The organism is Streptoverticillium reticulum, assembly GCF_047456005.1.
Lineage (GTDB): Bacteria > Actinomycetota > Actinomycetes > Streptomycetales > Streptomycetaceae > Streptomyces > Streptomyces reticulum.
This window is the reverse complement of record NZ_CP179757.1, coordinates 1-26,642: the sequence shown is the minus strand read 5'-3', so window position 1 is coordinate 26,642 and position 26,642 is coordinate 1. Positions and strand designations below refer to the sequence as shown.

Genomic DNA, 26,642 nt, shown 5'->3' with positions numbered 1-26,642 from the left:
CTACACCGCCGTGTGCCACTACTCCGGCAAGTAGCGCGTCGCTGGAACCGGCCAGGAGCATCCCAACCTGCTCCGACGACAAGCGCACGAGAGCAGGGGCCAGCACGAGGACCCCCAGCGCCGCGCGCGTCGGTGAACGCGCCGAAGCAGACAGCCGGCTGGGCCCGGGGAAGTAGGGCTTGGGGCCGCGAGAGGCATCACCACCGAGGTCCTCGGCGTGCTCTTTGTCGTGGCCGTTGCCACCGTCCACGACAACGCCATCGGCACTGCCCGGCTCGACAGGGCCGCCGATGAAGCGACCTGCGTCAACAGGACCCCGGTGAAAACTCACTCAACAGCAAGCAACTCTCCGTCAAATACTTGAAGTTACTCAAGGCCACCATGAAGTCGGCCGGCCTCGATGAGATGAGAAACCGAGAGGCACGCGAATGGAATATGAAATCCCTGAGGCGCAGCACTTCGCTGCTCTGCGTGGAACCATCGTCTACTTCATAGACGACCCGTTCCTGGTCGGCAAGGAGAAGGCTTTCGTATGCCATGAGGACGGGCTGCTCATCGCTGCGGACGGCATCATCAAGGCCGTGGGCCCCTATGTGAAGATCAAGTCTCAGCTTCCAGTAGGCGTCGAGATCGAACACTACGAGGGGCATATTATTTCCGCAGGGTTTATCGACTCCCACGTTCACTATGTGCAGACCGGCATGATCGGCTCTTACGGAGAGCAGCTCATCGACTGGCTGAACAACTACACATTCATTGAGGAGCAGAAGCTCAAGGACCCGGCTGCTGCACGGGAGATGTCCTCGGTCTTCTGTGACGAGCTTCTCCGAAATGGAACGACCACTGCTTTTACTTTCGCCGCAGTTTATCCGCATACTGTCGACGCTCTCCTCGAGGAGACCGAGCGCAGAAACATGCGGATGATCGCAGGCAAGATCATGATGGACCGCAACGCCCCGGCTGCTCTGCTCGATGACGCACAGAGCAGCTATGAGGACTCCAAAGAGCTGATCCAGAAGTGGAACGGTCGTGGCCGACAGCAGTACGCGATCACACCGCGCTTCGCGCCCACGTCCACCCCGGCCCAGCTGGAAGCTGCATCAGCTTTGTGGAGAGAGTACCCCGAGGTACACGTACATTCGCACGTGAGCGAGAATCTCGATGAACTTGCATGGGTGAAGGAACTTTTTCCAGAGCATGCGAGCTATCTTGACGTCTACGACCATTACAACCTTGTGGGTCGCCGTTCGCTGTATGCCCACGGCGTGCATCTGAACGAAGCAGAAATGCGTACCCTGCATGAGCGTGAGGCAGCAATAGCGCACTGCCCCACCTCGAATAACTTTCTCGGCTCGGGCCACTTTCCGCTGCGTGAAGCCAAGCGTCTCGACCGCCCCGTCCATGTCGGCCTGGGCACTGACATCGGCGCCGGCACCAGCTTCTCGATGCTGGCCACCATGAACGAGGCGTACAAGGTTGCCCAGTTGCGCTCCTACTCGTTGCAGGCCGTGAACTCCTTCTTCCTGGCCACGCTCGGCGGTGCCCGGTCCCTGGACATCGACGACAAGGTTGGCACGCTGGCCCCGGGCCATGAGGCCGACATCGTGGTACTCAACCCTCGCGCCACAAAGATCATGGATGTCCGGATGCAGCGCGTGAGCAGCATTGAGGACGTTCTCTTCGTTCTTGGCACCATGGGCGATGACCGCTCAGTGAAGGCCACCTACATCGCCGGTAAGAAGACCTACGGGGCGTAGCAGGGGAGCGTGTCGGTGGGGGCTTTTTCGTCCTGGGCTGCAGGAGTGAAACGGCGACGACCAGCACGTTATGCACGATCAACTTGCCGCTGCCTGACCCGAGATGGCCGCCCTGCCCATGCTGGTGAGCGAGTTCACCGGATGCTGTCTCCTTCGCAGGGCAACGCGAAGGCGCTGATCGACTGGATCGCCCGATGCCGCAAGCCGGCCTGTCCTTCTTGTAGTCCCTCGCCATCAGCCTCCGAAATCACGGAATAGCCATTATTCAAACATGCCTAACCCGCGAGGTGTTGGACGATTCCATAGAGGTAAGGCGCAAAGGGATAGAGTATCGAAATGATGATCATCGTGAACACGATAACGGCGATACTCTTCCCGGCCACAATCCTCAGACTCATGCGTTCTCCGCAGGGCTCTGCAGGGCGTGCCGTCCGCGATGCCCCTGGCGCAGCAGGGCGCTGGTATCCGCTGCTGGAGCTGTGTCCCTGTTGTACCGGCTGCAAGCTGGAGCCTTGCCCGGGAGCCTGACTCCTGGGTTTCTCCATCGTGCTGGCGTCCGCTGCCGGTATGCGGGAGTCTGTGGCTGTCATCGTCAAGTCTTCGCCCTTTCTCAAGCTGTCGCTGAGGTTCTTCCCGATATGCCGTGTACAGGCAGGATAGAAATCCTTGCCGTGGCTGGTGGGCATCCGGCCCGCATGAGGAAGCCTTCAGCGCCTCGTATGCGTACGGGAACCTGTGGGGACTGCGGTGGCTTCCGCTGCGCCGGTTCCGGACGGGCCGTATCGCTTACAGGGAGGTTTAGTCGGGCTGGTGCGAGGGGAACAGATGGCCTACCCGTATCGCCCTGCCTATGGGCCTGTCATGTCCGAAGACACCATCATGGCCGGGCAGCCCCTGGCGCGGTAAGGGGAACAAGTCGATCCTTGGTCATCGAAAGATGGCCCTTCAGTTGACCAAGGCTGAGGTAAAGAAACCGAGCGTGAGGCGGCCTGGGTGGCATGCTGGCCTGCAGTGTTCGACGGGCTTGTAAAAGGAGTGGTGCGATTCCGACTCCCGGAGGATTGCACCTGTGACCAGCGATGGCATGATCAAGGGGGAGGCCGTGTCGACGGCCGTTGAGATGCCGTCGCTGGTGGTGGACGAGAAGTTCATCGAGGAGCTCGTCTCCGGGGCCTGGTTCCAGGGGCTGCAGCTGACCGGTACTGATCCGAGGCACTGAGAATTCCTGGCCGTGGCTGCCCCGGTTCGATGGTGGTAGGCCTCCGCGTGGCCAAACATCATGAGCGGCACGGTATGAGATAGACATGTCGTATGGCTCGATTCCGGGGCCGCTCCGTGACATTTCTGGGGCGCAGATTCGCCGGGGGGAAGCAGCATGGCTCTCGGGACAGGTGGCAGCGGGAACGCCGTGTGCCGTCCGGGGCCTCGTCGGTGCTTCGCCGGCTGGTCACGGGTTCCCGCAGTCTTGCCGGGCAGGTTTTCGCGCTTCAGGTGCTCATCATCCTGCTGCTCGTGATCGTGGCAGTGGGCACACTGGTGTTCCAGGCGGACAGTGACCGGTGGGAGGCGGCCAGAACACGTGCTCTGGCCGCCTCTGCCGCGTTTGCTCGTGGTCCTGGTATGGCGTCAGCGCTTCGTGCCCCCGATCCTTCCGCGATTTTGCAGCCATTGGCTGAGAGTGCGCGCAGTGTGGGCCGGGTCGACTTCATCGTCGTCATGAACCGTGAGGGAATCCGGTACACGCATCCGCAGCCCGGGCAGATCGGTCAGACGTTTGTCGGTAGTCTCGGTCCGGCGCTGGCCGGCCGCGTCATCGTGCAGACGGTGGCAAGAGCTCCTGGTGGTGAGGCGGTGCAGGCGATCGTCCCCGTGATGGATTCGCGGGGAACGGTGGTCGGCGTGGTGTCGGCCGGGCTGACGATCAGTCGGGTCAGCAGCGCAGTGGGCCGGAAGCTGCCGCTCCTCCTGGGTGCAGGGGCAGGGGCTCTCGTGCTGTCGAGCGTGGGCACGGCGTTGGTGAGCCGGCGGTTGCGGCGGCAGACCCATGGCATGGGGCCTGTTGAGATGACGAGGATGTACGAGCATCACGATGCGGTTCTTCACGCGGTGCGCGAAGGCGTGGTCATTGTCGGCGAGGGCGGGCGGGTGCTGTTGGTCAACGACGAGGCGTGTCGGCTTCTCGGCCTACCTGCGGACACCGAGGGTCGGCGGCTCGGCGAGCTGGGTCTTGATCCCCGTGTAGCGGACCTGTTGGCGTCCCAGCGGGCTGCCGATGATGAGGTCGTTGCGGTCGGTGACCGGTTGCTGGCGGTGAACTTCCGTTCGACGTCCGGACTCGGTCGGCCGTCCGGCGGCGTCGCCACCTTGCGTGACTTCACGGAACTGCGAGCGCTCGCGGGAAGGGTCGAGGCCGCGCGTGGGCGGCTGGAGCTTTTGTACGACGCAAGCGTCGCCATCGGTACGACTCTCGATGTGCAACGGACCGCGGAAGAACTCACCCAGGTAGTCGTTCCCCGATTCGCTGACTATGCGAGCGTCGATCTTGCAGAGCTTGTCCTGCGGGGGGAAGAGCCCCAGATGGTGGAGGGTGACACGGGGCCGCATCTGTGTCGCGTAGCGCTCGATGCGGTCCGGGACGATCACCCTTTGTGTCAGGTCGGCGCTGTCCACCGGTTCGCCATGACCGCGGCGCAGGCACGGCTGCTTGCCTCCGGTCGTGCTGTGCTTGTCGCGGACCCAGCCGGCGTGGCCGACTGGTGTGTGCACAGTGAGGGCCGTTCCCAGGCGCTCTTGGGAGCAGGGTTTCACTCGTTCATTGCCGCGCCGCTCAAAGCACGTGGAGCGTTGATGGGAGTCGCCACTTTCTGGCGTACACGTGACAGTACCCCCTTCGAGGAAGATGACCTGTCGCTGGCCGAGGAACTGACTGCACGAGCTGCGGTGTGTGTCGACAACGCACGGCGCTTCACTCGGGAGCACACCATGGCCGTCACGCTGCAGCGCAGCCTGCTCCCGGGCGGGCTGCCTGAGCAAGAGGCTGTTGACTTCGCTTACCGCTATCTGCCGGCACACGCCGGGGTGGGCGGAGACTGGTTCGATGTCATCCCGCTCTCCGGTGCACGTGTGGCTCTCGTGATCGGCGATGTTGTCGGGCGGGGTCTGCACGCTGCGGCGACGATGGGGAGACTGAGGACAGCGGTCCAGAACTTCGCCACGCTCGATCCGCCTCCGGAGGAGCTTCTTGCGCATCTGGACGGGGTTGTCGCCCGTATCGACCGGGAGACGAGCGCGGCAGACGGGAACACCGCGATCGCGGGAGCCACGTGCCTGATCGCCATGTACGACCCTGTCTCCGGCATCTGCAGCCTGGCTCGCGCCGGGCACCCGCCGCCGGCGCTGGTCCACGCAGACGGAACCATGCATTTTCCGGAGCTGCCCGGGGGTCCGCCTCTTGGGCTGGGCGGCATGCCGTTCGAGTCGGTGGAGCTCCTGCTGCCGGAGGGCAGCAGTGTGGTCCTGTACACCAAGGGGCTCACCGAGGGTCGCACCAGGGATATGGCGGCAGGGCTGCGGCTCCTCGGGGGCGTATTGAACCATGCCGTTCGGATGCCGGAGGAGACGTGTGACGCGCTGCTCGAAACGCTGTTGCCTGCCAGTCAAACCAGCGACATCGCCCTGCTCGTCGCCCGGACCCGTCGTCTTGAGGCCACCCGGATCGCGACCTGGGAGGTGCTTCCCGATCCGTCGGCAGTGGCAGGCGTCCGGGCCGATGTCACGCAGCAGCTGAGCCGATGGGGGCTGGACGAGGCTGCCTTTACCACCGAGCTGATCCTCAGCGAGCTGGTGACCAACGCCATCCGGTATGCTTCCGCGCCCATCCGGGTCCGTCTGCTGCGTACGCGCAATCTCATCTGTGAGGTCTCCGACGCCAGCAGCACCGCGCCGCACTTGCGCTACGCCGCTGATGAAGACGAGGGAGGCCGGGGTCTGTTTCTCGTGGCGCAGCTCGCTGACCGGTGGGGTACCCGTTACACGCGAGAGGGCAAAGTCATCTGGGCCGAACAGGCAGTCACCCAGTAGTGCTTGGGAGGACTGGAGCGGCTGCGGCCGGTCGCCGCCTTCTCCTGGGGCCGGTTACCGTCGCTGCATACCGGCGGGCGGCAAGGGACGGGCGGGTCTGTCCTGGACTCGACGGGCCGTTCTGGGGACCGGCCGTAGCGTACTGATCGCAACGGCTTCGCCACGATCCTGGGCCTGGGAGAGACCCCGTGGCCGTCGGCAGCCCCTCGCCCCTGGCCGGAACGTGCGCTGGATGCGGTGGAGGTGATCCACGCCGCCCCGCCAAGCCGTGTCGGCCCAGAGGCACTGGTGGAGCACCGGAGTGCGTTCCACTGCCCACTGTTTGGGTTCCGGGTGAACTCGCGTGCCCGGGCTCGTGCTTGGGTGATCTCCACGTCGATGCCGGGGTCGGCGTCGTGGTGGATGGTGGTGAGGTTCTCCCGTCGGCCGCCGGGCCCCGTTCGCCGGTTGTGCCTATGTGCTGTGCAATGCGGTGGTCGGTGAGACGTGGGATGCCCGGATGGCGGGGTAGATGCCTGCAATGGCGCCGATGAGGAGGGTGGCAGCGAAGCCTGTGGCGATGGACCAGGGGGGTATGGCGAACGGGGTCGCGCGTGCGGCCGCGTAGGTGCCGGTGAACAGTGTGCCGAGGGCGGCTCCGGCCAGTCCTCCGAGTGCGGACAGGAGCAGTGACTCGGCGAGGAATTGCGCGCGGATGTGGCCGCGGGTGGCGCCAAGGGAGCGGCGCAGCCCGATTTCGTGGCGGCGTTCCAGCACAGAGATGATCATGGTGTTGGCGACGCCTACCCCGCCGACCAGGAGGGCCACTGTGCCCAGGCCCAGGAGCAGGTTGGTGAATGTGCTTTGGGCGGCGGCCTTGGCGGCCAGGGCATCGGAGGGCCGGGTGACTTTGACTTCGTCCGGGTGTTCGGGGTTGGCGGTACGTGCCAGTTTGCGCCAGATGTCGTTCACCGCGTTGTCGGCGGATCGTTCGTAGACCCTGGTGGGGTGTCCGTCGAAGCCCAGGTAGGACTGGGCGGCGTCCCAGCCCAGGAGTGCGGACTGCTCGATCTCCGGGGCGAGCGGCATGGGGGCGAGAATGCCGATGACGGTGAAATAGCGGTTGCTGATCCACACTTGTTGCCCAGGTGTGGTGATGCCGAGGCGTTGTGCGGCGGTGGAGCCGAGGACGACGGCCGGGTAGGGGCTGTTGGCGGCGTTCAGCCACGTTCCGGCGGCCATGCGGCCGCGCAGGGTGCGTATCAGCGGCTCGGTGGTGGCCTGGACGGCGATGCCTCCGCTCTCCCCCGGCGGGATCTTGTCGGTGCGCCGCACGGTGGCGTTGTCGATGTTTCCGGTCGCGCCGGTCTGCTGGACCCCGGAGATCCGGCTGACCATGTCGGTGGCCTGCACGGGCAGCTTGGCCTTCGTGCCGCCCAGGGTGTCGCCAGGCGCCACGGACAGCAGGTTGGTGCCCAGTTGATCCAGTTGGTTCATCAACTGGGCTTTGCTGGAGCTGGAGATGCCGACGACGGTGACCATGGTGGCGATGCCTATGGCAATGCCCAGCGCAGACAGCACGACCCGTAGAGGCCGGCCCCGCAGGCCCGACAGGCCCGCGCGGACCAGGTCGGCGAAGGCCAGCCGGGCCGGGGGCAGCCGCGTGGTTCTCACTGTGCTGTGTCGCATGCGGCCGGGTACCTTTCCGTTTCGATCCGTCCGTCGAGAATCTGCACCTGCCGGGGCAGGGATGCGGCAATGGCGGGGTCATGGGTGATCACAGCGATCGTGGTTCCTTCAGCGTGCAGGGCATGCATCAGTTCCATGACGGCCTTGCCGCTGGCGGTATCGAGGGCGCCGGTGGGCTCGTCGGCCAGGAGCAGCGAGGGCTCCCCGGCCAGGGCGCGGGCGATGGCGACGCGCTGTTTCTGGCCGCCGGACAGTTCGCCGGGCTTGTGGCTCATGCGGTCTGCCAGCCCCACCCGGCACAACGTGGCTGCGGCGCGTTCACGGCGCTCGGTCGGCGGGATGCCGGTGTACAGCAGGCCCTCGGCGACGTTGTCCAGGGCGGTCATGGTGGGGTTGAGGTGGAACTGCTGGAAGACGAAGCCCAGGTGCTGGGCGCGCAGGGCGGACAGTTCGCGGTCGGACAGCTCGGCGATGTCGTGTCCGGCGATCCGCACGCTTCCGGTGGTGGGCCGGTCCAGGGTGCCGATGATGTGCAGCAGGGTGGACTTGCCGGAGCCGGAAGGGCCGACGATCGCGACCATCTCCGCGTGTCCGATGGTCAGGTCGATGCCGCGCAGCGCGTGGACTCCCCCGGGGTAGGACTTGGTCACCCCGGACAGTGCGACCACCGCGCCTGGGCTGTCGGTGTCGGGATTCATCGGCCGGCCACCACCACGTCCATGCCGGGCTTCAGTGCGTTGCCCGTGATCTGGACCCGGCCGTTGGAGAACACGCCGAGTGTGACAGGAACCGTCTTCAGCGCCCCGTCCGGCTGCTTGATCTGGACGGCGAAGCCGCTGCTGTCCTGGGCGAGCAGTGCGCCGACCGGGACGGAGAGCACGTTGCGCTGGGTGGTGCCGGGGAAGCTCACGCTGACCTGGCTGCCGGCGAGCTTGTCCAGGTCTGCGGCGGAGCCGGTCAGCGCCACCTGGATGTTGATCTTCTGTGGGCCGCTGTCGCCGCTGCTCGTGGTGCTGCTGCCCGCTCCGTTTCGGGCGGGGCCGCCGATCTGGGTGACCTTGCCGGTCGCGGTCTTGCCGTCCGGGAGTTGTACGTGGACCTGCTTGCCGATCGACAGGGACTGTTGCTCGGAGGGGTAGACCGGGATGTTTACCACCATTTTTGCTCCGCTTGCGGTGAGTACGGCGGTGCCGGGGGCGATGCGGCTGCCGGTCTGTGCGTCGTTCTTGGTGATCCTGGCGGTGTCGGGCAGAAAGGCGATCCGGGACGGGTCGAGCCGGCCAGTGGCGTCGAGGCCGTGTTTGGCCTGCCATTCCTTGACCGCCTGCTGGGTTCCGGGCCCGAATGTGCCGTCGTGCTCGGCGCTGCGGTATCCCAGAGCGCGCAGGTCGCGCTGGAGCTGTCTGACGTCGTCGCCCGTGGTTCCCCTTTTCAGGGTGCGGTACATCGGCACATCGCCGTACAGCAGGTACACCGGTTTGCCGTTGAGCCGGTACAGGACCTGGTCTTGTGAGACGGCGGTTCCCACGGTGGGTGTCCAGGTGATCGTCCCGCCGACTGCCGCGCTCACCTGGCGGGGGTCGGAGTAGTCCAGCGTTCCGCTGCGCGCGCTGGAATCGGTCATGTCGCCCTGCTGGATGCGGGCCGTGCCCGCCCCGGGGGCTGCGGCGGTGCCGGCCGCCGGGACGGGGGGCCCGCCTGTCCCGGCGGCGACCGACACCCCGCCGATCAGTACCGCTGCGGCTCCCAGGCCGGCAAAGACGTGTTTGCGTTGCATGCTCACCCTTCCGTCGCCGGCCGGCTCAGCCCTGCGGCCGCGGGCAGGCCTGGTCCATCTTGTCGAGGTCGTTCTGGTACTCCTTCGGGATGGTGAGCCCGAAGCCCGGCTTGGGGTCCGGGACGTCCTTCCAGCCGCGGGCGCGCAGACACTGCGCCCGCTTGAGGTTCTGCTGATCCACATCGGCCTGGGACTTGCCGTAGCCGTAGCCTTGATTCACGTACTGGCTGCAGGCCTTGAACGCCTTGTCGGCAGCCGGGTCATCCTGCCACTTGCCTGACAGGCCGTTACTGCCCGGTTTGGGATCGGGCACGTCCAGGCCGTTCTGGCGCAGGCACTGCGCGAGCTTGAGCGCCATGGTGGCAGGGTCCGCGCTGCCGGAGGCATCCGTACCGCTGCCGGAGCTGCTTCCGGCCGGGGCCCCGCTGTCGGTCGTGCCGCCGCATGCGGCCAGCGACAGCGACAGGACGAGCGCGGCCGCAGGGGCCGCCCAGTACCGGGACTTGATCTTGGTCATGGCGGGCCTTCCTGCCTCGGGAATGACCGGCCCAGCATGTCCGGTAGGGCGATAACACCGCTCTCACGGGCCCTGTAAGGCGGCTGTTATGCCTCGTTGAGATATCAAAGGAAGGAATGTCGCACATGTTCGATCGCCGCCCAGGAGGAAGTCCCGCATGCGCGTACTGCTGGTCGAGGACGAGGTGTTGCTGGCCGACATGGTCGCCGACGCACTACGGGCCCAGGCGCTGGTCGTCGACGTCGCCACCGACGGCAGCAAGGCCCTGGAGCTGCTGGATCTCACCGACTATGACGTGATCGTGCTGGACCGGGACCTGCCGGTGATGCACGGCGACGATGTGTGCCGTCGCCTCGTCGCACAGCACCTGCCCGCACGGATCCTCATGCTCACTGCCTCGGCCGCCATCCAGGAACGGGTCGAGGGCCTCTCCCTCGGCGCCGACGACTACCTCCCCAAGCCGTTCGCCTTCGCCGAACTCCTTGCCCGCGTACTGGCCTTGGGACGGCGCACCGGCCGCACCGTACCGCCGGCTCTGCAGGCCGCAGGGGTCACGTTGGACAGCACCCGGCGCCACGTCACCCGCGCGGGGCGGCCCCTGGCGCTGTCGCGTCAGGAGTTCGCCGTCCTGGAAGCCCTGATGCGCGCCGACGGCGCCGTGCTGAGCCTGGAAGATCTGCTCGACCAGGCCTGGCACAACAACATCGGCAGCGACTCCAACACCGTCCGGGTCACCGTCAGCCGCCTGCGTGCCAAGCTCGGCAGCCCGCCGGTGATCGAGACCGTGCCCGGCGCCGGATACCGTTTCATCCGGCAGGCACCATGACCCCCGCATGGGTGCGACGGCACGCCACCGTCCGGGCCAGACTGACCGCGCTCTACGCCGTCATGCTGCTCTTGGGGGGCACCGGGCTGATCGCTCTGGTGTGCATCCTGGTCCGCCGGCTGCTGCCGCTGAAACTCAAGGTCGCGACCGTGCAGCCCCTCCCCTCCGATGCCCCGGCCCGGCCATCACCGATCCCGGGCACACCGGCCAAGGCCGTACCCGACGCACTGATCCAGCATCTGGGCGATACGGCGCTGACACAGGTGGTTTTCGCCTCTCTGCTGGCCCTGGCCGTCTTCGCCGTCTTCTCCGTGGCCCTGGCATGGTGGCTGTCCGGCCGGGCCCTGCGCCCCGTGGCGACGATCACCGCCACCGCCCGGCGGCTCTCCACCAACAACCTGAACGAACGCATCAGCCTGCAAGGCCCTGCCGACGAACTCAAGGAACTGGCCGACACCTTCGACGCAATGCTCGACCGCTTGGCCGCCCAAGTCGACTCCCAGCGCCGCTTCGTCGCCAACGCCGCCCACGAGCTGCGCACCCCGCTGGCCATCCAGCGGTTCGCTGCCGACGTGGGCCTGGCCAACAGCGGCTCAGCACAAGTGGAGCAGACCCGAGACCGCCTGCTGAGCATCGCCGACCGCAGCGAACGCCTCATCGACGCCCTGCTTCTGCTGTCGGTCAGCGACCAGGGCCTCCAGCACACCGAGGACGTCGAACTGGCCGCGCTCGTCACCGCCGTCATCACCGAATCCCGCGACGCCGCAGAACAAGCCGGCATCACCCTCACCACCCACCTGGAACCAGTGCAGCTGCACGGCGACCCCGTCCTGCTCACCCATCTGATCCGCAACGTGATCTCCAACGCCATCCGCCACAACACCGCCGATGGCCGGGTGGAAGTCCGCCTCACACCGCAAGCACTCGAGGTCTCCAACACCGGTCCGCACATCGCCGACAAGGAAATCCCCCGTCTGTTCGAACCCTTCCAGCGGACCCAAGCACGCCGCACCTCGCCCGACGAGGGCACAGGCCTTGGCCTGTCCATCGCCGCCTCCATCGCCCGAGCACACCACTGCGGCATCACCGCACACCCGAACCCGGAGGGCGGCCTCACCCTTCGCCTCACGTTCGAACCCGCCGGGTGACTCCGCGTGGGTCCGAAACCGTGGGGGCTTTGACTTCACGGGGTCCGGCAGTGTCCCCGGCATCCTACTGGTCCCCTCGGGTCCGGGCGCGCCTGCTGCTGTCTCTCCACGGGGGGGCCTGGTGTCCTGCGCCGGGCAGGCGACCCGCCGCAGGATCTCCCGGTTCTCCCCCAGCTCGCGCACCCTTCTTGTGCAGAGCGTGCTCCTCTGCCTCCGGCGGCGAGGCCGGTTCCCGGCCCGCCTGGCCGGCCGGGTGCGGGCCCGTACACCGACCTCGGCGGAGCGTACCCAGCGGCGCAGCTTGCGCAGCGTCCCGGTGTCCGTGCCCGGATCGTCGACCGCTTGCTCGACCGTCGCTCCCGGTCGTGACCGGTACGGCACGACCGCCTCCGCCCCCGGGCGCCGGCGGGTGACACGCCATCGCCAAGAGGCGACTCCCGTACCCAGAACCTAAAAAATCCGTGTCTCGAGTTCCCAAGTGCCCAAGATCGAGAGTCAGGGACTGGCGCCGTAGCCCGCTGAAGGTCCACTCGGTGAAGTTGGAGCGGCGGATACGCTTGTGGTGCTCGGCCATTGATGGGGAACGGGCTGGCGAGCACAACACTCAGCCAACATCGGCTTTGGCGTCCCGCGCCGTGTAGAGAGCTACGATCAGGTCTTTGACCAGGGCCTTGTGTTCATAGTCGTCGAGGCTGACCAGCCCCCGCGCGCTCATGCGCCGAACGGTCTCGTCGACGGTATCGAGGACCGCTGTGAGGACTCTTTCTCTGTGCCGGGCGTCGATAGCCTCGATCTGGCGGCGTTGTATTGCGGCGGCAATTTCAGGCGCATATTCGATCCGCGTCATTCGCGCCGAGTTGACTTCGATCCCAACGGCCCTGCACTCGGCACTGAGCAACCTCGTCAGCCAGTTACCCACTTCCTCAATATTACGCAGGCTCCTGACGCCCTCGAGCTCACCGCTGCCGTTACGGCTGCTGTCGTCATGGAACTCGTCGGCGGGGAGCTGGGAGGCGACTCGCGCGGTCACCGCCTCGACCTGCTCACGCAGATATGCCATGTGGTCGTCCACGCCCAGCACTGCCCGGGCCGTATCCTTGACCCTCCATACGACGAGGACGACGATCTGCAAAGAGGATCCCTCGGCATCCACAGTCACAAACGGTCCGCTGCGCCAGTGACGCAGTCGTACATCAACCCGCCGCCGACCGAAAAACGGGTTGATCCACACCAGACCGGTTCGCCGTACAGTGCCGAGATAACGGCCGCAGAAGGTCAACACCCAGCTATGCCCGACCTGTCCACGGTTCAGGCCTGCAAGCCCGTACACTGCGACGGCGCCGTATACAGCGACGCCGAGCCACTGGCCACGGCTGAGCCCAACCCGTGGATGCTGCGGAAGCGCCAGGATGCTCGCAAGGTCTGCTGGTACAAAGCCGCCGAGCCATATCAGCTGGCAGATTCCGGCAGTTGCAACGAGCGCTACGCCAACCGCCCAGCAACCGGACGGGCTCCGCGCAGGTTGCTCGACCAGCTTGGCCCTCGGGGACGATGGTGCCGGTGTGCGAAACGGGGTACTCGACGAGGGGCCGGGACCGGACGAAGGATGAGACACGTGCCCCGGAGACATCACAGCAATCACTGGCTGCTCAACGGTTTCCTGATCACCCATTTGAACACCAGACGACTGGTCCGGACTACCCGAACGACCGTCGTATCCAGCGGCTGATCCCCTGCGGCTGTTCCAAAAGAAAGGTCCGAGGTCTATCGGGTCACGGTAGGAGCTCACGGTGATGGGGACAGGAGGATGTGATGGCTTCGCGCTCCCCGTACCGCTGCCATCCGGCCCCTCCGGCGTCTGGGACACTTCTTTCACGGGCGCTTTACTCTCTCCGGGCAACTCACGTACTTGCAAGCCGTTTCATCTGGGTGTGATCTTGCGGCAGTCTGGTTGGTGACGAATCTGGTGGAGCGATTGGTGCCGGACGGTCTGTGGGAGTTGTTCCAGCGTGTCGTGCCGCCGGCGCCGGCCCGCGGGGCGGCGGGCGCCGGCGGCACGGTAACCCGTGAAGTCCTCGCCGCCATCGCGTTCCTGGCCACGTCGGGCTGCACGTAACAGCAACTGCCTCCCGATTTCGGCCTGTCCGGGATCACCGCCTACCGGCGTTTCGCCGAGTGGTCCGAGGCGCGGGTGTGGGCCAAGCTGTACCGCCTGGTCCTGCACGAGCTCGGGTCCAGGGCAATCTGGACTGGTGCCGGTGCGCAATCAACTCGGTCAGCATCCGGGCCCTCAAAAGGGGCAGCTGACGACGTTGATGGGTGCGGCCCCGTGGCTGCATTGCAGTGGTTTTGTGCGTGTGTTCAGAGTTGGCATCAGCTTGCCGATGCATGTGGTGCTTGGTGCCGTCGGTAACAAAGGTGACTGCTTCCTCGGCTCCCTCCACCTCAGGCGAACAGTCGCCTCCACGTCTCCGGGCCGGGATAACCGTCGGCAGCGGCCCCCCGCCAGCCCTGTGCCCGCTGGAACGCCTCAACGTTGCGGCGGTCACTCTCGGTCCAAGTCCGGCTGGGGCCGACGCTGTAATACTTGCTAAAGCCCTTCCTCACCAGCTGTTGTCCCAATCGCAATACATGGTCGCTGCTCTGCCCAGGCCGGAACTTCTCTGCCCCAGGGAAACCCGCTGAGATTTTTCCTCCCCCGCTTCCGCCTCTGGGGATGCTCCGCCCACTGCCATTCACCAGGAAGTCCCAGGTAGCAGGCCCGGGGATTCCATCGGCGTCGCTGCCACTCCAACCCTGTGCTTTCTGGAACGCTTTTGTAGCACGGCGGTCCGCTTCCGACCACACCGGGCCCGGTCCTGTTGAGTAGAAACGGCTCCCTCCTCGCTGCACGAGCAATTCTCCCAGTCGAGTCACGAACGCATTATTTGCCCCCGCCCCAAACTTTCCAGCTCCCGGGAACCTCGCCGAGCTTCCTCCCCCGCCCGTCCCACCACTTGATATCCCGTTGAATCGGTAGGGGATGTAGTCGGCCGAGCCGTTCCAGTACGCATACGGGGTGACCCGCCGCACTGTGCCGGGGCGAGTCTGTTCGTATGCGAGGTACCGGGTGTGTGTGGAATCGGTCCAACCGCCGAAGATCACCGCATGTGAGCCTGCACCAGGATTGTCCGGGTTATTACGGATGAGGACGTCGCCAGCCTGCAACTGCCCTTTGGTGATGCGCGTGGCGAAGTCGGGCAGAGTCCAAGTGGTCTGGTTGCTTCCCAAACCCCACGCCATGGAGACGAACCCGGAACAGTCCTGGCGATAGCCGTCCGACCAATAACTGCTCATGCTGTACGGAACACGCTGATCGACCCAGCGCTGAGCACGGTCAAGGACCTCCTGACGCGTGGTGATCGAGACACCGTGATCCGTGCGAGGCGATTCGGCACTGCTGTTCCTGGACAGCAGGGAGACGCTGCCTTGGGGGGTGAGCGCTTCCTCTTGCTCGTACAAGAAGCCTGGGGACTGTCTCAAATCCGATACGACTGCAACCGTCTGCGGAGCAGCGAAAGCTAGCCCTTGAGTGCCCAGCAGGGACATTCCCGTCGAAGCAATGAGCGTGGTGACACCACTTAGGCTCGCGGCCGGCCCGCCTTCTCTCCGTCCGAAACCGAGCCTGAGCATGCGTCGATGGTGCGCACAGTTCTCAAAGCGCCGGCCACCCGTTGGGGCGACCTCGCCATATACCTTTACGCAAACTGACATGGAGCTCATGAAGCCAGCTTCTCCACATGTGTCGGGAATCCGTCGCCCGGTCTGGCGCACGATCCTCAACTGCCCTAAACGCAGGAGGCTATGAAGAGAATCATTTGCGGCCAGCGAGCTCCTTGAGCTTCTCAGAAATCTTACGGAGCGTCAGCAACGGAAGTTGATGCTTGGTCAACTTAATAGCGGATCCCCCGGTTCGAACGTCACTTTGACGATGAGTGCATGGCTGCCGCACACCGCCCCGGGCATCAACTACTCGTCCCTGGTGGGCGATTCGAGGGGCAGTGGTGATCGAGCGTGTCCAGGAGTATAGGGTTTCACCCGGGGTTGTTCTTCGGTCGGAGTCTGGCCTCGTCCATGCTGCACCGGACTATTCCCACGAGGAAGCTGCCGCCCGTATCGCCTGGTGCATCAGCAACCGGGCGGTCACTGGAAGCGGCGGCGCGGGCAAGGCCGTCGTCTCCCTCGGCCCTGCCCGCTTCATGGATATTTACCAGTCCAATCCCGAGTGCGGGATGCGCGGTCTTTAGAGCTCGTAACACGATCTTGTTGAGTGTGGCTGGTCAGCCGTGACGCCGGGGGTGTTTCTGCTGTTCGTGACGGTGTGAGCAAGCGGCCGTGGATCGTGGATGACGGACTGTGGGCATTGGTCGAGCCGTTGCTGCCGCCGTGGCCCGAGCGGGCTCCGGGGCCGCGGCCGGTGTCCGACCGGCTGTGCCTGCAGGGCATCCTGTACGTGCTGCACCAGGAGATCAGCTGGCAACTCCTCCCGCCGGAGCTGGGGTTCGGCTCGGGCCAGACCTGCTGGCGACGGCTGGGCCGGTGGCACGAGGCCGGCGTTTTCGACCGGCTGCACCGCCTCCTGATCGCAAAACTGCACGCCGCCGGCGAACTCGACTGGTCCCGTGCGTGTGTCGACGCCTCCCACATCCGCGCGAAAAAGGGGGAGCCGGGACCGGTCCGTCGCCGGTCGACCGCAGGAAAACGGGCAGTAAGCACCACCTGATCTGCGACGGCAAGGGCACCCCGTTCAAGGTCATCACCACCGCGGCCAACGTCAACGACGTCACGCAGACCCTCGCACTCGTCGACGGCATCCCGCCTGTCGCCGGACGGCCCGGCCGCCCCCGCAGACGCCCCGACGCCCTGCTCGGTGACAAGGGATACGACAGCAACCCCAACCGCCGGGAAATACGCAAGCGCCGCATCCTGCCGGTCATCTCCCGCAAAGGCACACCGAACATCGAGGACCTGGGCAAGCTCCGCTATGTCGTCGAGCAGACCTTCGCACTGCTCCACCAGTTCAAACGACTCGCCGTCCGCTGGGAACGGTGTTGCGCGACGTTGGCGGTGTGCATGATGGCGACGCTGCGGTTGTCGACGAACGGGTGTGAGAAGTCCCCGGCGGCCGTCAGGCCGCCGGGGACTTCGTGGTCATGGTGTCGCCTTGGTGTTCAGTCTGTCGCGAGGATTTCGGTGATGGCCGCGCGGGCGGAGGACTCGTCGACGATGCTCTTCTCCTCGGTGTAGGCGGCGATCAGGGAATGCCAGGCGATGTTGTTGACCTGGCGGGGCAGGCCGCGGCCGGTGATGTGGATCAGGTCGACGGCGTCGTCGGAGAAGAGCGGGTCGGACCGGCCGGCGATGGTGAGGTGGTGCTTGATGTAGCCGGAGGTCTCCTCTTTGGACATGGTCGGCATTTGGTAGCTGATCGCGATCCGCTGCTCGAGGGCGGCCAGGACGCCCATCTTCATCTTCTTGCGCAAGGTGGGCTGGCCGATCAGCAGGACGGCGAACGGGGTGGTGGAGTCCATGTCGTAGTTGGTGAGCATCCGGATCGCGTCGAGCTCCTGGTGGCTGAGCAGGTGCGACTCGTCGATCACGACGGCCGGGGTGCGGCCGCGCTCGTCGACTTCCGCGGCCAGGGCGGCTGATGCCTGGGCCGCGAGTGCGGCCGAGTGGAATTTCGGGGTGCCGCCGAGGCTGGTGACGATCAGGTCGTAGAGACCGCGCATCCCGCACTCGGGGTTGGGCTGGTAGATGACGGTGAACCGGGCGGGGTCGAGGGAGGCGACGGCGCCTTTGAGGGCGACGGTCTTGCCGGAGCCGACCTCTCCGGTGACCACGCCGATGGCCCGGTTGTTGATGCACCAGGCGATGCGGGCGGCGGCTTCCTTGTGGGAGTGGTGCTGGTGCAGCATGGACGGGGCCAGGCTGCGGCCGAAGGGGACCCGGGTGAACCCGTAGTAGCCCTGGACTCTTTCGATCACCGCTGCCCCCTCGAGTCGTCCATCAGAGTCGAGTAGTTGATGCCCTGGGCGGTGCGGCGGCGGTGCTCGTCACCGAGGACCTTCAGGTAGTCGATCCCGGTCGCCGGGGCCGGCTCGGCCGGTGTCTCGGGGGTGGCCTTGGGGTGGGCATGGCGTCCGACGTGGTGCGGGACGGCTTTGCCCAGGGCCTTGCCGGCGGCCCTCACCTCGATGTCGGTCAGGTCGAACGGATCGAAGACCAGCTCCACCCGCATCCCGGCCAGCGACGGGTCGACCTCGTAGGTGTTGCCGTGCAGGGAGACCGTCGCGGTCTTGGTCACGGTCCGCGTCTGCGACCACAAGAATGCCTCCCGCAGGTCCGCCGGCGAGGGCAGCGGCAGCGGTCTGGGAATCGAACTCAGCCAGCGTTCGATCGGCGGCTGTCCGGTCTCCGAGTGCACCGTGCGGTGATAGACCGTCTCCACCCACGCGGTGAAGAGCCTGTTCAGCTCGGTGAGATGCTCAATCCGGCCGACGGCTTCGTCATCAAGCTCGACGAGGAACTGATCCCGAACTGTTCGGAAGAATCGCTCAATTTTCCCGCGTCCCTGAGGCCGTCCGGGTCTGGAGTGAGTGAGCCGGACCGCCAGGGATGCGCAGGCTCTCAGCAGCCAGGTGTCGACGAAGGCGGAGCCGTTGTCGACATAGACCGCCTCCGGGACACCCCTGGCCGCCAGGGCCGGGCGGAGGGCGGCCGCGAGGCGGACGGTGTCCTCGGCGAACCCGAAGCGGTGCCCCACGATCGCCCGCGAATGGTCGTCGATGAACGCGAACAGGTACGTCTTCCGCCCGCCGATCTTCGGTCCGTGCAAGGCGTCACCGGTCCACAGCTCGTTGCCTCTGGCGGCCTCGAACCGGCCGAACACCCCTTTGCCCCGGCCCCTTTCACCGCTTCCGGTGATGCCGGCGGCGACGAAGTGCCGCTGCAGGGTTAGGTGAAAGCGGACAGGCCAGAAGCCTCCCGGCTATGACCCGGCCGGCAAACGCCCACCGCGACACGGTGTTCACCGCCGGCCACTTCCCTGCAGCGGCCCCGTGGGCAGCGGTGACCACCGCGACCGCGTCGGCCACCGGCGAGCCGGACGGCTCCGGCATCACGGGGTCATCGGCGATCGCGACCAGGGCGATGGTGAAGAAGCGGCGGACGTCCTCGGCCCGGAGGGCGAACCGGCGGATCCAGCCCCTGGCCGTGCTCTCGGCCCGGTCCAGCTGCACCGCGATCCGCCGGTGCCCCAGGCCCAGGGCGGCTATCTCCAGCCCGGCGCCGATGACTTCGGCCGTATCGGCCCGGCGGGGCCACATCGTCTCGGCCAGCAGAACGTGCGTGACCAGGCACTTCGAGCACCGCGTCCGGCGCGGCCGGAAGAACAGGTGAGCGCCCAGCCCGCCCCTGACGGCCCGCGGCCGCCCATGACCCCACGGCGCCAGCACCCCTCCGCACGGCGGACAGAACAGACGGCCTTCCGCCAACTGCTGTTCGACCAGCAGGACGTCGGAGTCGACGACGAGCACTGAGCACCTCCGCCCCGTGCACACCATGTCGTCGTGCACGAAACAAGATCAGGATGCCCAGCAAGATCACGGCTCATACCCACCGTGAATGTCGCAAACCCCCACCCACATGCTCACGCAGAAAGTCGTCCAACAACCACGCCGCCTACGCGTACCGCTGCGCATCGCGGCAGCCATCTGCAGCGAACGCTGCCCATGGAGGCGTCGTGCCGGTCGTCATCGCGTAGCCGATTGCCCGGCGTGGGAACGCGTCATGGACGGTCGCGAGTGGGACTTGCCCTACCCGACTTCGATCTCGGCATATCGTCCCACCACAGCACATCCGGCGTGATCGTGTCGAGGCGGCGTTGTGCCAGGTCACGGGAGGGTTCCGCTCGTCGGGCCGGGTCAGGTTCTTGCGGCGACGTGAGGGCCTGCGGCCTTGGAGTCCAGGGTCGGCCATGAATTGTACGACGATGTTCACCGGGGCCTGTCAGTCCTCGGCCCACGGGTCCAGCGTGATCCGCGGGGAGTCGTAGGTCCGGCCCCATGCGTTGAAGAAGCGGGTGATCCGCTCGGCGAGTGCCGCGCGCCTGACCTCGTATTCGGCGGCTCCGGCGGGCGGCGGTGTCACCTTGTAGAACCGGGACCCGCAGGCTCCCCGGGCCCGACGTGCGACGGCATGCGGGAGGTGGTGCTCGGTCCGCTGGTCGGCAGATGAAGCCCGCAACGGTCACTTCCCTGCCGAGCCCCTCCCGCTCCCACACCCCCCACACCATGAGAAGAGGCCACGGCGAGCAGGCCCTGTTTGATGACCTCGACGACGAGTGCCCCTTTCGTGGCCAAGGTCCGGGCCGACGGCGCACCGCGCAATGAAGGGGAAGTACTGCAACGGCGCCAAGATCAACAGATCGGGGACAACCTACTTTCGGTGATGCGGTCTCCTTCTTCGGCGGATCGCTCATCCAACTAAATCGCCGCTATTCCTGCACAGTTTTGGATTACCGTATATGAGACGTTGGCGGACGGGGTGAGTTCTATGCGGCAATCCGGCGATCCTGCAGGAGGGTGTGGTTACCGTCCTCGGGATTTAACGGTTCCTTTCGCTGCCGGGCCAGTCGGTTACATGTGTGATCAGATCCCTGCGGATACATCCGTCATGATCACCCCACGCCGGGGAGGCTGTGACCAGGGCCATTCGGATGGGGAGGCGTAAGCCACCGCGAACGAGGTTGCTCCCGGTTCACACATACGGATTGAATCTCGGCGAGCACACCTCTGCCAGGCCATCGATATGGACAGGCTACGGCCGCCATTCGGGTCGGTCCGGAACATCTGCCGTCGGGAAGTCAGTTATGGCCTGCAGATGATTCGAGGGCAGCCATGGCGGGCACGGCGAATTAGCTGCTCCTGAAACCAGCATTGATGGTACACGCCTGGGCGAATTAGGACCCGGATAACTTGCGGAAAACATTGCGGCATGGGCGGGTTGCGCTTCGTCAATGATAATCCGAAGTGGCTGGCACGGAGGGGCATCTGCCAGCCGTATCTTTTACGGGGGTGGCAGGAAGTTTTGCGGCACGGTCGAGTGCCACACTAGATGGATAAGTGAGGAAACATTCATCCCATGGACGTGATGATCATGATGGGCATGACAGCCCTCGCAATTTTCGCTATCCGCGGCAGTAAGGCGAAGACATTTTTGGTATGCTGGTCCGCCCTCTTCGTGGCAACTTTTGGGTTTTTTCTCTACCATGCGACCCAAACGCTTCCCGTGAATTTTTAAGAGGCGGTCATGGAAAGATTCATTAGCCGGTTTCTTCCGCCTGCCTATATTGTTGGCCTCTGCGGAGTCCTCATCGGAGCCTTCAGTGTGCAGCTATTCATGGCAGAATGCCCCTGCCCGCTATGCATGTTGCAGCGGTATTTCTTCTTGCTCGCTATCGTCGGCCCTCTGTGGGCGCTCTGCCGGCAGAGGAAGAAGGGGCCCAGTAGACGCGTCACCCTGATCGGCTGGTCCGTATCCATTCCTTCCTGCATCGCCGGACTCGTTGTTTCCGGGCGCCAGGTCCTGCTCCACATCGCTCCGGGGGATCCCGGCTACGGTACCCCCCTGATTGGGCTGCATCTATACACGTGGGCTTTTCTGACATTCTTCCTTGCCATGATTGCCGCAGTGGTAGGAATTGCCTTCGCGGCTGGGTATGTTGACTCAACAGCGCTTCCTCGGTGCGTCACTGGGGTGGTCTTTTTCATTGTTGCAGCGAACGTGGTCGGTATTTTTTTCCTTGAGGGGTTCCACTGGGTTCTTCCGGATAACCCGACCCACTATGCGCTGTGGAATGAACGGTGACTTTCAGCAGAGTGGAGGTGGGTAGCCAGTGTGGTGGGCGATGGGGTCGATACGGCCAGGGGCGGCACGACTCCGCCCCTGCTCCGTGTGCCCGCCGGTCCGCGCCATGGCCATGTTGCACAATATGGTGCAGGGTGGATCGTCCCCGATTCGAACCAAAAGCTTTGAACCATTCGACCGCCCGTATGAAATTGCACGGGCTCGTAGTGCCCTGGTTGCGCCCACGTGAACAGGCGCACCACAATCGGACTCTTGAACACGGAAGCGACTGATCTGCAGCCTTTACGCCCGCAGGCGTACCCCTCGGGTATCTGAAAATAAGAGAACTCTGGTCCTCGCATAAATTAAAATAACCAACCCCGTGGAGGTAAGCTCATGATCCGTACGGTAATCGTGGATGACGAGGTCTTGGTGAGGGGGGGATTGCGGGCTTTGCTGGCCACGGCGGGCGACATCGAGGTCGTGGGTGAGGCGGCTGACGGGGTCGAAGCTATCTCAGTGGTGCGGGAAGCAGCTCCGGACGTCGTGTTGATGGATGTCCATATGACGCTTCGCGACGGCATCGAGGCGACCAGGCAGCTTGTTAAAATGCAGGACGCTCCCGCCATTCTCGTTCTTACGAGCCTGGACACAGACAATAACGTGCTGAAAGCTCTCGACGCAGGTGCCATGGGCTTTATCCTCAAAACGGCACGTCCGGAGCAGATTCTTACTGCAGTGCGTATGGTCGCTGCCGGGGGAACGGCTACGACGCCAGATGTAATGGCACGGCTCGTCGGCGGCCCCCGGGTACGGAACCCGCATCGCGTGGCCAGCGCCCGGCAGCGTATTGAGCTGCTCAACGAGCGTCACCGTGAGGTGCTGCTCCTCGTCAGCCGTGGCTACTCAAATGCCCGAATCGCCAAAGAGCTCGTCATGACGGAGAGCACGATCAAGACCTACGTCTCTAGGATGCTTGATCGCTTGGGTTTGGAGAACCGCACACAAGCCGCCCTGCTCGTGTACGAGTCAGGGATGCTCGATGAACCCACGGACCCTGAAATTCCGAGCTGATCATTTTAAATCTCCGCGTTCGCAAAAATGGTCGCCTGTGGCCCTTTTCTCGTGATGTGGGGGTGTGGGATGGAGGGGAGGGTGAGGGGCTTGGTAGAGAAGCAACGGTTATGGCGTGTGGTTCCGAGGAGGTGCGCTTCGGGCGGATTGTGCTGGAGACGGGGAAGTCGGCCGTGGAGAAATCGGGCGGGCTGGACGAGTCCGGGCGCGGGAAATACAAGCAGCTTCACAGGGAGAACAGCGGCATGGAGCGCCGTGTCCTCAGGCGCTCGGTGGTCCTCTGAGTGGACGTTAACGATCTCGTGCGTGGTTGTGGTTGGGACGTCGCAAGTCGTGATGCGGCGTCCTGCTCACCGTGGTCGTCCAGCTCCGATGGCGGCGGCCGACGTCCGGCTGACGGTTTGCTGTGCGGTCAGGATCGCGGCGACGGCCTGGACGGTTTCGGGGAGGTGTTCACGTCGTCCGTGGTGGCGGGCGAGTGAGCGCCAGTTCTTGAGGTGGGCGATGCCGTGCTCGACGGGGATACGGGCGGAAGAGCGCGCGAAGCGGGCCGCGTCATGATGGGCCATCAGCCATTGCACGTGTTCGAGATGCTTGCCGCGGCGTTTGCGGGGCGGGGTGACGACCTGTCCGCAGGTCTGGCCGCCGAGTCCCTGGTAGCCGGCGTCGGCCAGGATCCGCAGGTGGATCGTGTCGGCGAGGAGGTCGACGATGCCGGCCTGGCGGGCCTGGGTGATGTCCGCGCAACCGCCCGGTCTGGTCTCGCCGCAGAACAGCAGACGGCCGCGGGTGTCGGTGAGGACCAGGGCCTTCATGGCGTTCTGCTTGCTCTTGCCGGAGACGAACCGGTTGCGGCCGGGCCGTCCGGCGGCCGGGCGGCGGACCCGGATCTCGGTGGCATCGATGATCGCTGTCTGACCGGTGGTTCCGATGTGGGCGATCACATCGGCCAAAGTGCGCAGGCGGACACCACTTTCGACGGTGCAGCCCCGTTCGGCGAGCAGGGGCCGCACTTCGCCGACGGCCCGGGTGATGGTCGAGCGGTCGACGCCGAACCAGCAGGCCAGCACGTCGTGGGTGACACCGTGCCGCAGGTGCACGAGAGTGGCCAGCAGACGGTCGACGAAGACCAGCTTGAACCGGGCACCGGCACCGATCGCCCGACGGCGCGGCCGGTCGGACAGCCGCGCCTCGTGACGGGCCTGCCAGACCGGGCCAACTTCCGTGACCAGCAAGGCGATCACTTCATGGGACAGCCCCGTGATCCGTCGGTCCGCGACGATCGCCTCACGAGCACCAGCCCCCACCATGCCCCGGCTAACGACCGACCATCACACCGGCCACGCTAACCACGCACGAGGTCGTAAGGGCCCGCAGAAAAACAACATGTCGGTTTCCGGCGTGCTGACCTGCGGTGTCAAGTAGCAGAACGTGCGACTTGTTTATCTGCGGGCCCTAACAACAGCTAACACAATGAGGCGGATCGGTGCTGATGGCCGTGTCCGGGGTGGGAGTTGAGCGTTCGGTCCGGTGTGGGGACATCGCCTTGGATCGTGTCGGATGAGCTGTGGGACCGCCTGGAGCCGCTACTGCCGCAGCGCGAGCGCCGCTTTCGGTATCCGGGCCGCAAGCTGCTGCCGGACCGGGACGTGCTGTGCGGGATCCTGTACGTGCTGCACACCGGCATCCAGTGGGAGTACCTGCCCAAGGAACTGGGCTTCGGCTCGGGCATGACCTGCTGGCGACGCTTGCGGGACTGGAACGAGGCCGGCGTCTGGCAGCGGCTGCACGAGGTCCTGCTGGCGGACCTCAACGCGGCTTCACGGCTGGACTGGTCCCGTTGCGTGGTCGACTCCTCCCACGTCAGAGCCCTAAAAGGGGGAGCCACACGGGCCCCTCGCCGGTCGACCGGGGCCGGGCCGGCTCGAAGCACCACCTGATCACCGACGGGCACGGCACCCCACTCGCGGTCCTGCTCACTGGCGGCAACCGCAACGACGTCACCCAGCTGCTGCCCCTGCTCGATGCGGTCCCGCCGGTCCGCGGCCGGGTGGGGCGCCCCCGCCGCAAGCCCGACTCGCTCTTCGCCGACCGCGGATACGACCATGACATCTACCGCGACCAGGTCCGCGCTCGCGGCATCGTGCCGGCCATCGCCCGCCGCGGTACGCGACACGGCACCGGTCTGGGCACCTACCGGTGGGTGATCGAACGCAGCTTTGCATGGCTGCACGGCTTCCGACGTCTCCGGATCCGCTGGGAACGCAGGGCCGACATCCACGAAGCCTTCCTCAAACTCGCCTGCTGCCTCATCACCCACCGGCAACTCAGCTCATTGTGTTAGCCGTTGTTACTCAGCAGTTTCCCGGTGCGACGGCGTGATCAACGGGCATGCTCGGGGCTGTTCCGCAGTCCGATGCAGTTGTCGAGGTGCTCGTTGTCCTTCCGTCCCCGTTCCGGTGAGCAAGTCCCTTCTCTGACCGCGCAGATAGCGCGGGCGAGCAACCCGGACGGTACGACGGCAATGTGGGTGCGGGACCGCCTGGACGGGCTGTGGCACGACGAAGACTTCGCCGGCTGGTACCCGCGCGACGGCCGTCCCGGCCTTTCGCCCGCTCAGCTGGCCACGGTCTGTGTGCTGCAGTTCCTGCTCGGTCTGTCGGACCGGCAGGCAGCGGAAGCGGTCCGCTGTCGCATCGATTTCAAGTACGCCCTGGCCATGGAGCTGGACGACCCAGGCTTCCACCACAGCGTGCTGTCCGACTTCCGCGAGCGCGTCGTCCAGGATGACCGCGCCGACCGGCTCCTCGATCTGGCACTCGCCCGCTTGAAGGAGGCCGGACTCGTACGCGAGCGCACCACGCAGCGCACCGACTCCACCCACGTCCTGGCCGCGGTGCGCGACCTGACCCGGCTGGAACTGGTCACCGAGGCGGTCCGTGCCGCACTGGAGGAGGTGGCCCGCACAGCCGGGCATCTGCTGATCGGCCTGGTGGACGAGGACTGGGGGCGCCGCTACGGCCGTCCGGTCCGGCTGGGCAAGAACCCCACCCGGCCCAAGACCAGGATCCTCGCCGCCGGCGACGATGCCTGCCGACTACTGGAACGCCTCCACCGGCCCGGTCCGCAGGCTGAGGCCCTGCGGCAGGTCGTCGTGCAGAACTACTACCGCGACGCGGCAGGCCGCCTGCGCTGGCGCACTGCCGACGACGGCGGGCTGCCGCCCTCCTCCTCGGCCATTGTCTCCCCCTACGACACCACCGCTCGCTACGTCCGTCATGGGCACATCATCCGGTGGAAGGGGTTCACTGCCCATCTCACCGAGACGTGCGCCTCCGGCAGCGTCAACGTGATCACGGACGTGGCCACCACCTCGGCCGCCACGAGCGACGCGCAGGTGCTGCCCGGCCTCCACGCTCGGCTGGCGCGGCGTGGGCTGCTGCCCGCCGAGCACCTGGTCGACGGCGGCTACACCTCGCTGGTCCACCTGGAACAAGCCGCACGCAAACATCAGGTCACCGTCAGCGGACCGTTGACGGTCAACCCCACCCGCCAGCACCGCTTGGGCGAGGGCTTCGGCCGGGACGACTTTCACATCGACTTCGACCGCCAGCAGGTCACCTGCCCGAACGGCCAGGTCAGCGCCGGCTGGCACGGCCCCTACCCGACCTCCGAGCTCGCCGGCGCACCCCTGATCGTGGCCCGGTTCGCCAAGAGCCAGTGCCAGCCGTGTCCGGACCGGCCCCGGTGCACCAGCGCCCCGGCCAGGAACGTGGGCTTTCCTCCGCGAGAACTCCGCGACCTACAGCTGCGAGTCCGAGCCGAGCAGCAGACGCCCGAGTGGAAGGCCCGCTACGCGGTCCGCTCCGGAGTCGAGGGCACCGTCAACGAATTCGCCCACGGACAC

Annotated in this window: 20 protein-coding genes and 4 pseudogenes; 13 read left to right on the top strand and 11 right to left on the bottom strand. The window is 65.7% G+C overall.

The annotated features are described in order from the left end of the window. Positions 1-428 precede the first annotated feature (428 nt). From guaD to ACMATS_RS38260, 3 genes are all read left to right on the top strand, one after another. Positions 429-1,757, top strand: a complete 1,329-nt coding sequence (gene guaD / locus ACMATS_RS38270; RefSeq protein WP_414170966.1) for a guanine deaminase — start codon at positions 429-431, stop codon at positions 1,755-1,757. 1,069 nt (positions 1,758-2,826) lie between these two features. Continuing rightward, on the top strand, positions 2,827-2,976 hold the full coding sequence (locus ACMATS_RS38265) for a hypothetical protein (RefSeq protein ID WP_414170965.1): 150 nt from the start codon (positions 2,827-2,829) through the stop codon (positions 2,974-2,976). Between the two features lie 92 nt (positions 2,977-3,068). Then, complete coding sequence (locus tag ACMATS_RS38260; protein ID WP_414170964.1) at positions 3,069-5,837, top strand: SpoIIE family protein phosphatase; 2,769 nt, start codon at positions 3,069-3,071, stop codon at positions 5,835-5,837. Positions 5,838-6,290: 453 nt separating this feature from the next. Here the strand turns inward: ACMATS_RS38260 and ACMATS_RS38255 are convergent, their stop codons facing one another. Genes ACMATS_RS38255 through ACMATS_RS38240 form a run of 4 tightly spaced genes read right to left on the bottom strand, consistent with a single transcriptional unit; the run spans position 6,291 to position 9,799 of the window. Further along, positions 6,291-7,505, bottom strand: a complete 1,215-nt coding sequence (locus ACMATS_RS38255) for an ABC transporter permease (RefSeq protein ID WP_414170963.1) — start codon at positions 7,503-7,505, stop codon at positions 6,291-6,293. After that, a complete protein-coding gene (locus ACMATS_RS38250) occupies positions 7,487-8,203 on the bottom strand; it encodes an ABC transporter ATP-binding protein (protein ID WP_414170962.1) in 717 nt (238 codons plus the stop codon). Before ACMATS_RS38250 ends, ACMATS_RS38255 begins: the two co-directional genes overlap by 19 nt. Continuing rightward, positions 8,200-9,282, bottom strand: a complete 1,083-nt coding sequence (locus ACMATS_RS38245; protein ID WP_414170961.1) for an efflux RND transporter periplasmic adaptor subunit — start codon at positions 9,280-9,282, stop codon at positions 8,200-8,202. Before ACMATS_RS38245 ends, ACMATS_RS38250 begins: the two co-directional genes overlap by 4 nt. 25 nt (positions 9,283-9,307) lie before the next feature. Beyond that, entirely contained in the window at positions 9,308-9,799 is a 492-nt protein-coding gene (locus ACMATS_RS38240) for a hypothetical protein (RefSeq protein WP_414170960.1), read from the bottom strand. A 157-nt stretch (positions 9,800-9,956) separates the two neighbouring features. On the opposite strand from ACMATS_RS38240, the gene ACMATS_RS38235 reads away from it, so the two are divergent. Next, positions 9,957-10,625: a response regulator transcription factor gene (locus ACMATS_RS38235; RefSeq protein WP_414170959.1), complete on the top strand. Its 669-nt coding sequence runs from the start codon at positions 9,957-9,959 to the stop codon at positions 10,623-10,625. Beyond that, the gene (locus ACMATS_RS38230; RefSeq protein WP_414170958.1) at positions 10,622-11,773 is read left to right on the top strand and encodes a sensor histidine kinase; all 1,152 of its coding nucleotides are present in this window, start codon (positions 10,622-10,624) and stop codon (positions 11,771-11,773) included. Before ACMATS_RS38235 ends, ACMATS_RS38230 begins: the two co-directional genes overlap by 4 nt. Positions 11,774-12,377: 604 nt before the next feature. Here the strand turns inward: ACMATS_RS38230 and ACMATS_RS38225 are convergent. Continuing rightward, positions 12,378-13,103 carry an SPFH domain-containing protein gene (locus tag ACMATS_RS38225; RefSeq protein ID WP_414170957.1) on the bottom strand — a complete coding sequence of 242 codons (726 nt, stop codon included), beginning with the start codon at positions 13,101-13,103 and terminating at the stop codon, positions 12,378-12,380. Between the two features lie 624 nt (positions 13,104-13,727). Between ACMATS_RS38225 and ACMATS_RS38220 the strand changes: the two are divergent. Beyond that, positions 13,728-14,074 (top strand): annotated as a pseudogene (locus ACMATS_RS38220) (transposase); the annotation flags it as partial. A 144-nt stretch (positions 14,075-14,218) separates the two neighbouring features. Here the strand turns inward: ACMATS_RS38220 and ACMATS_RS38215 are convergent. After that, the gene (locus ACMATS_RS38215) at positions 14,219-15,055 is read right to left on the bottom strand and encodes a peptidoglycan-binding protein (RefSeq protein ID WP_414170976.1); all 837 of its coding nucleotides are present in this window, start codon (positions 15,053-15,055) and stop codon (positions 14,219-14,221) included. Between the two features lie 1,078 nt (positions 15,056-16,133). Between ACMATS_RS38215 and ACMATS_RS38210 the strand changes: the two are divergent. Next, positions 16,134-16,921 (top strand): annotated as a pseudogene (locus ACMATS_RS38210) (IS5 family transposase); the annotation flags it as partial. Between the two features lie 62 nt (positions 16,922-16,983). Here ACMATS_RS38210 and ACMATS_RS38205 read toward each other — a convergent pair. From ACMATS_RS38205 to ACMATS_RS38190, 4 genes and pseudogenes are all read right to left on the bottom strand, one after another. After that, positions 16,984-17,799 (bottom strand): ExeA family protein, encoded by an 816-nt coding sequence (locus ACMATS_RS38205; RefSeq protein WP_414170616.1) that lies wholly within the window; start codon positions 17,797-17,799, stop codon positions 16,984-16,986. Beyond that, positions 17,796-18,770: pseudogene (locus tag ACMATS_RS38200) on the bottom strand (DDE-type integrase/transposase/recombinase); the annotation flags it as partial. The gene ACMATS_RS38205 and the pseudogene ACMATS_RS38200, both read right to left, overlap by 4 nt. Further along, positions 18,724-19,377, bottom strand: coding sequence for a DUF6431 domain-containing protein (locus ACMATS_RS38195; RefSeq protein ID WP_414170975.1), 654 nt, complete (start codon positions 19,375-19,377; stop codon positions 18,724-18,726). The gene ACMATS_RS38195 and the pseudogene ACMATS_RS38200, both read right to left, overlap by 47 nt. 445 nt (positions 19,378-19,822) lie before the next feature. Then, positions 19,823-20,059, bottom strand: coding sequence for a hypothetical protein (locus tag ACMATS_RS38190; protein WP_414170613.1), 237 nt, complete (start codon positions 20,057-20,059; stop codon positions 19,823-19,825). 897 nt (positions 20,060-20,956) lie between these two features. On the opposite strand from ACMATS_RS38190, the gene ACMATS_RS38185 reads away from it, so the two are divergent. From ACMATS_RS38185 to ACMATS_RS38170, 4 genes are all read left to right on the top strand, one after another. Next, the gene (locus ACMATS_RS38185; RefSeq protein WP_414170612.1) at positions 20,957-21,115 is read left to right on the top strand and encodes a DUF5993 family protein; all 159 of its coding nucleotides are present in this window, start codon (positions 20,957-20,959) and stop codon (positions 21,113-21,115) included. Between the two features lie 9 nt (positions 21,116-21,124). Further along, a complete protein-coding gene (locus tag ACMATS_RS38180) occupies positions 21,125-21,682 on the top strand; it encodes a disulfide bond formation protein B (RefSeq protein ID WP_414170611.1) in 558 nt (185 codons plus the stop codon). A gap of 375 nt (positions 21,683-22,057) precedes the next feature. Continuing rightward, positions 22,058-22,735: a response regulator gene (locus ACMATS_RS38175; protein ID WP_414170610.1), complete on the top strand. Its 678-nt coding sequence runs from the start codon at positions 22,058-22,060 to the stop codon at positions 22,733-22,735. A 110-nt stretch (positions 22,736-22,845) separates the two neighbouring features. Further along, positions 22,846-23,019 carry a hypothetical protein gene (locus ACMATS_RS38170; RefSeq protein WP_414170609.1) on the top strand — a complete coding sequence of 58 codons (174 nt, stop codon included), beginning with the start codon at positions 22,846-22,848 and terminating at the stop codon, positions 23,017-23,019. Between the two features lie 66 nt (positions 23,020-23,085). Here the strand turns inward: ACMATS_RS38170 and ACMATS_RS38165 are convergent, their stop codons facing one another. After that, positions 23,086-24,045 (bottom strand): transposase family protein, encoded by a 960-nt coding sequence (locus ACMATS_RS38165; RefSeq protein WP_414170608.1) that lies wholly within the window; start codon positions 24,043-24,045, stop codon positions 23,086-23,088. Positions 24,046-24,267: 222 nt separating this feature from the next. Here ACMATS_RS38165 and ACMATS_RS38160 point away from each other — a divergent pair. Next, positions 24,268-24,992 (top strand): annotated as a pseudogene (locus tag ACMATS_RS38160) (IS5 family transposase); the annotation flags it as partial. A 267-nt stretch (positions 24,993-25,259) separates the two neighbouring features. After that, a partial coding sequence (locus ACMATS_RS38155; RefSeq protein WP_414170956.1) for an IS1182 family transposase occupies positions 25,260-26,642 on the top strand: 1,383 nt, incomplete at its 3' end.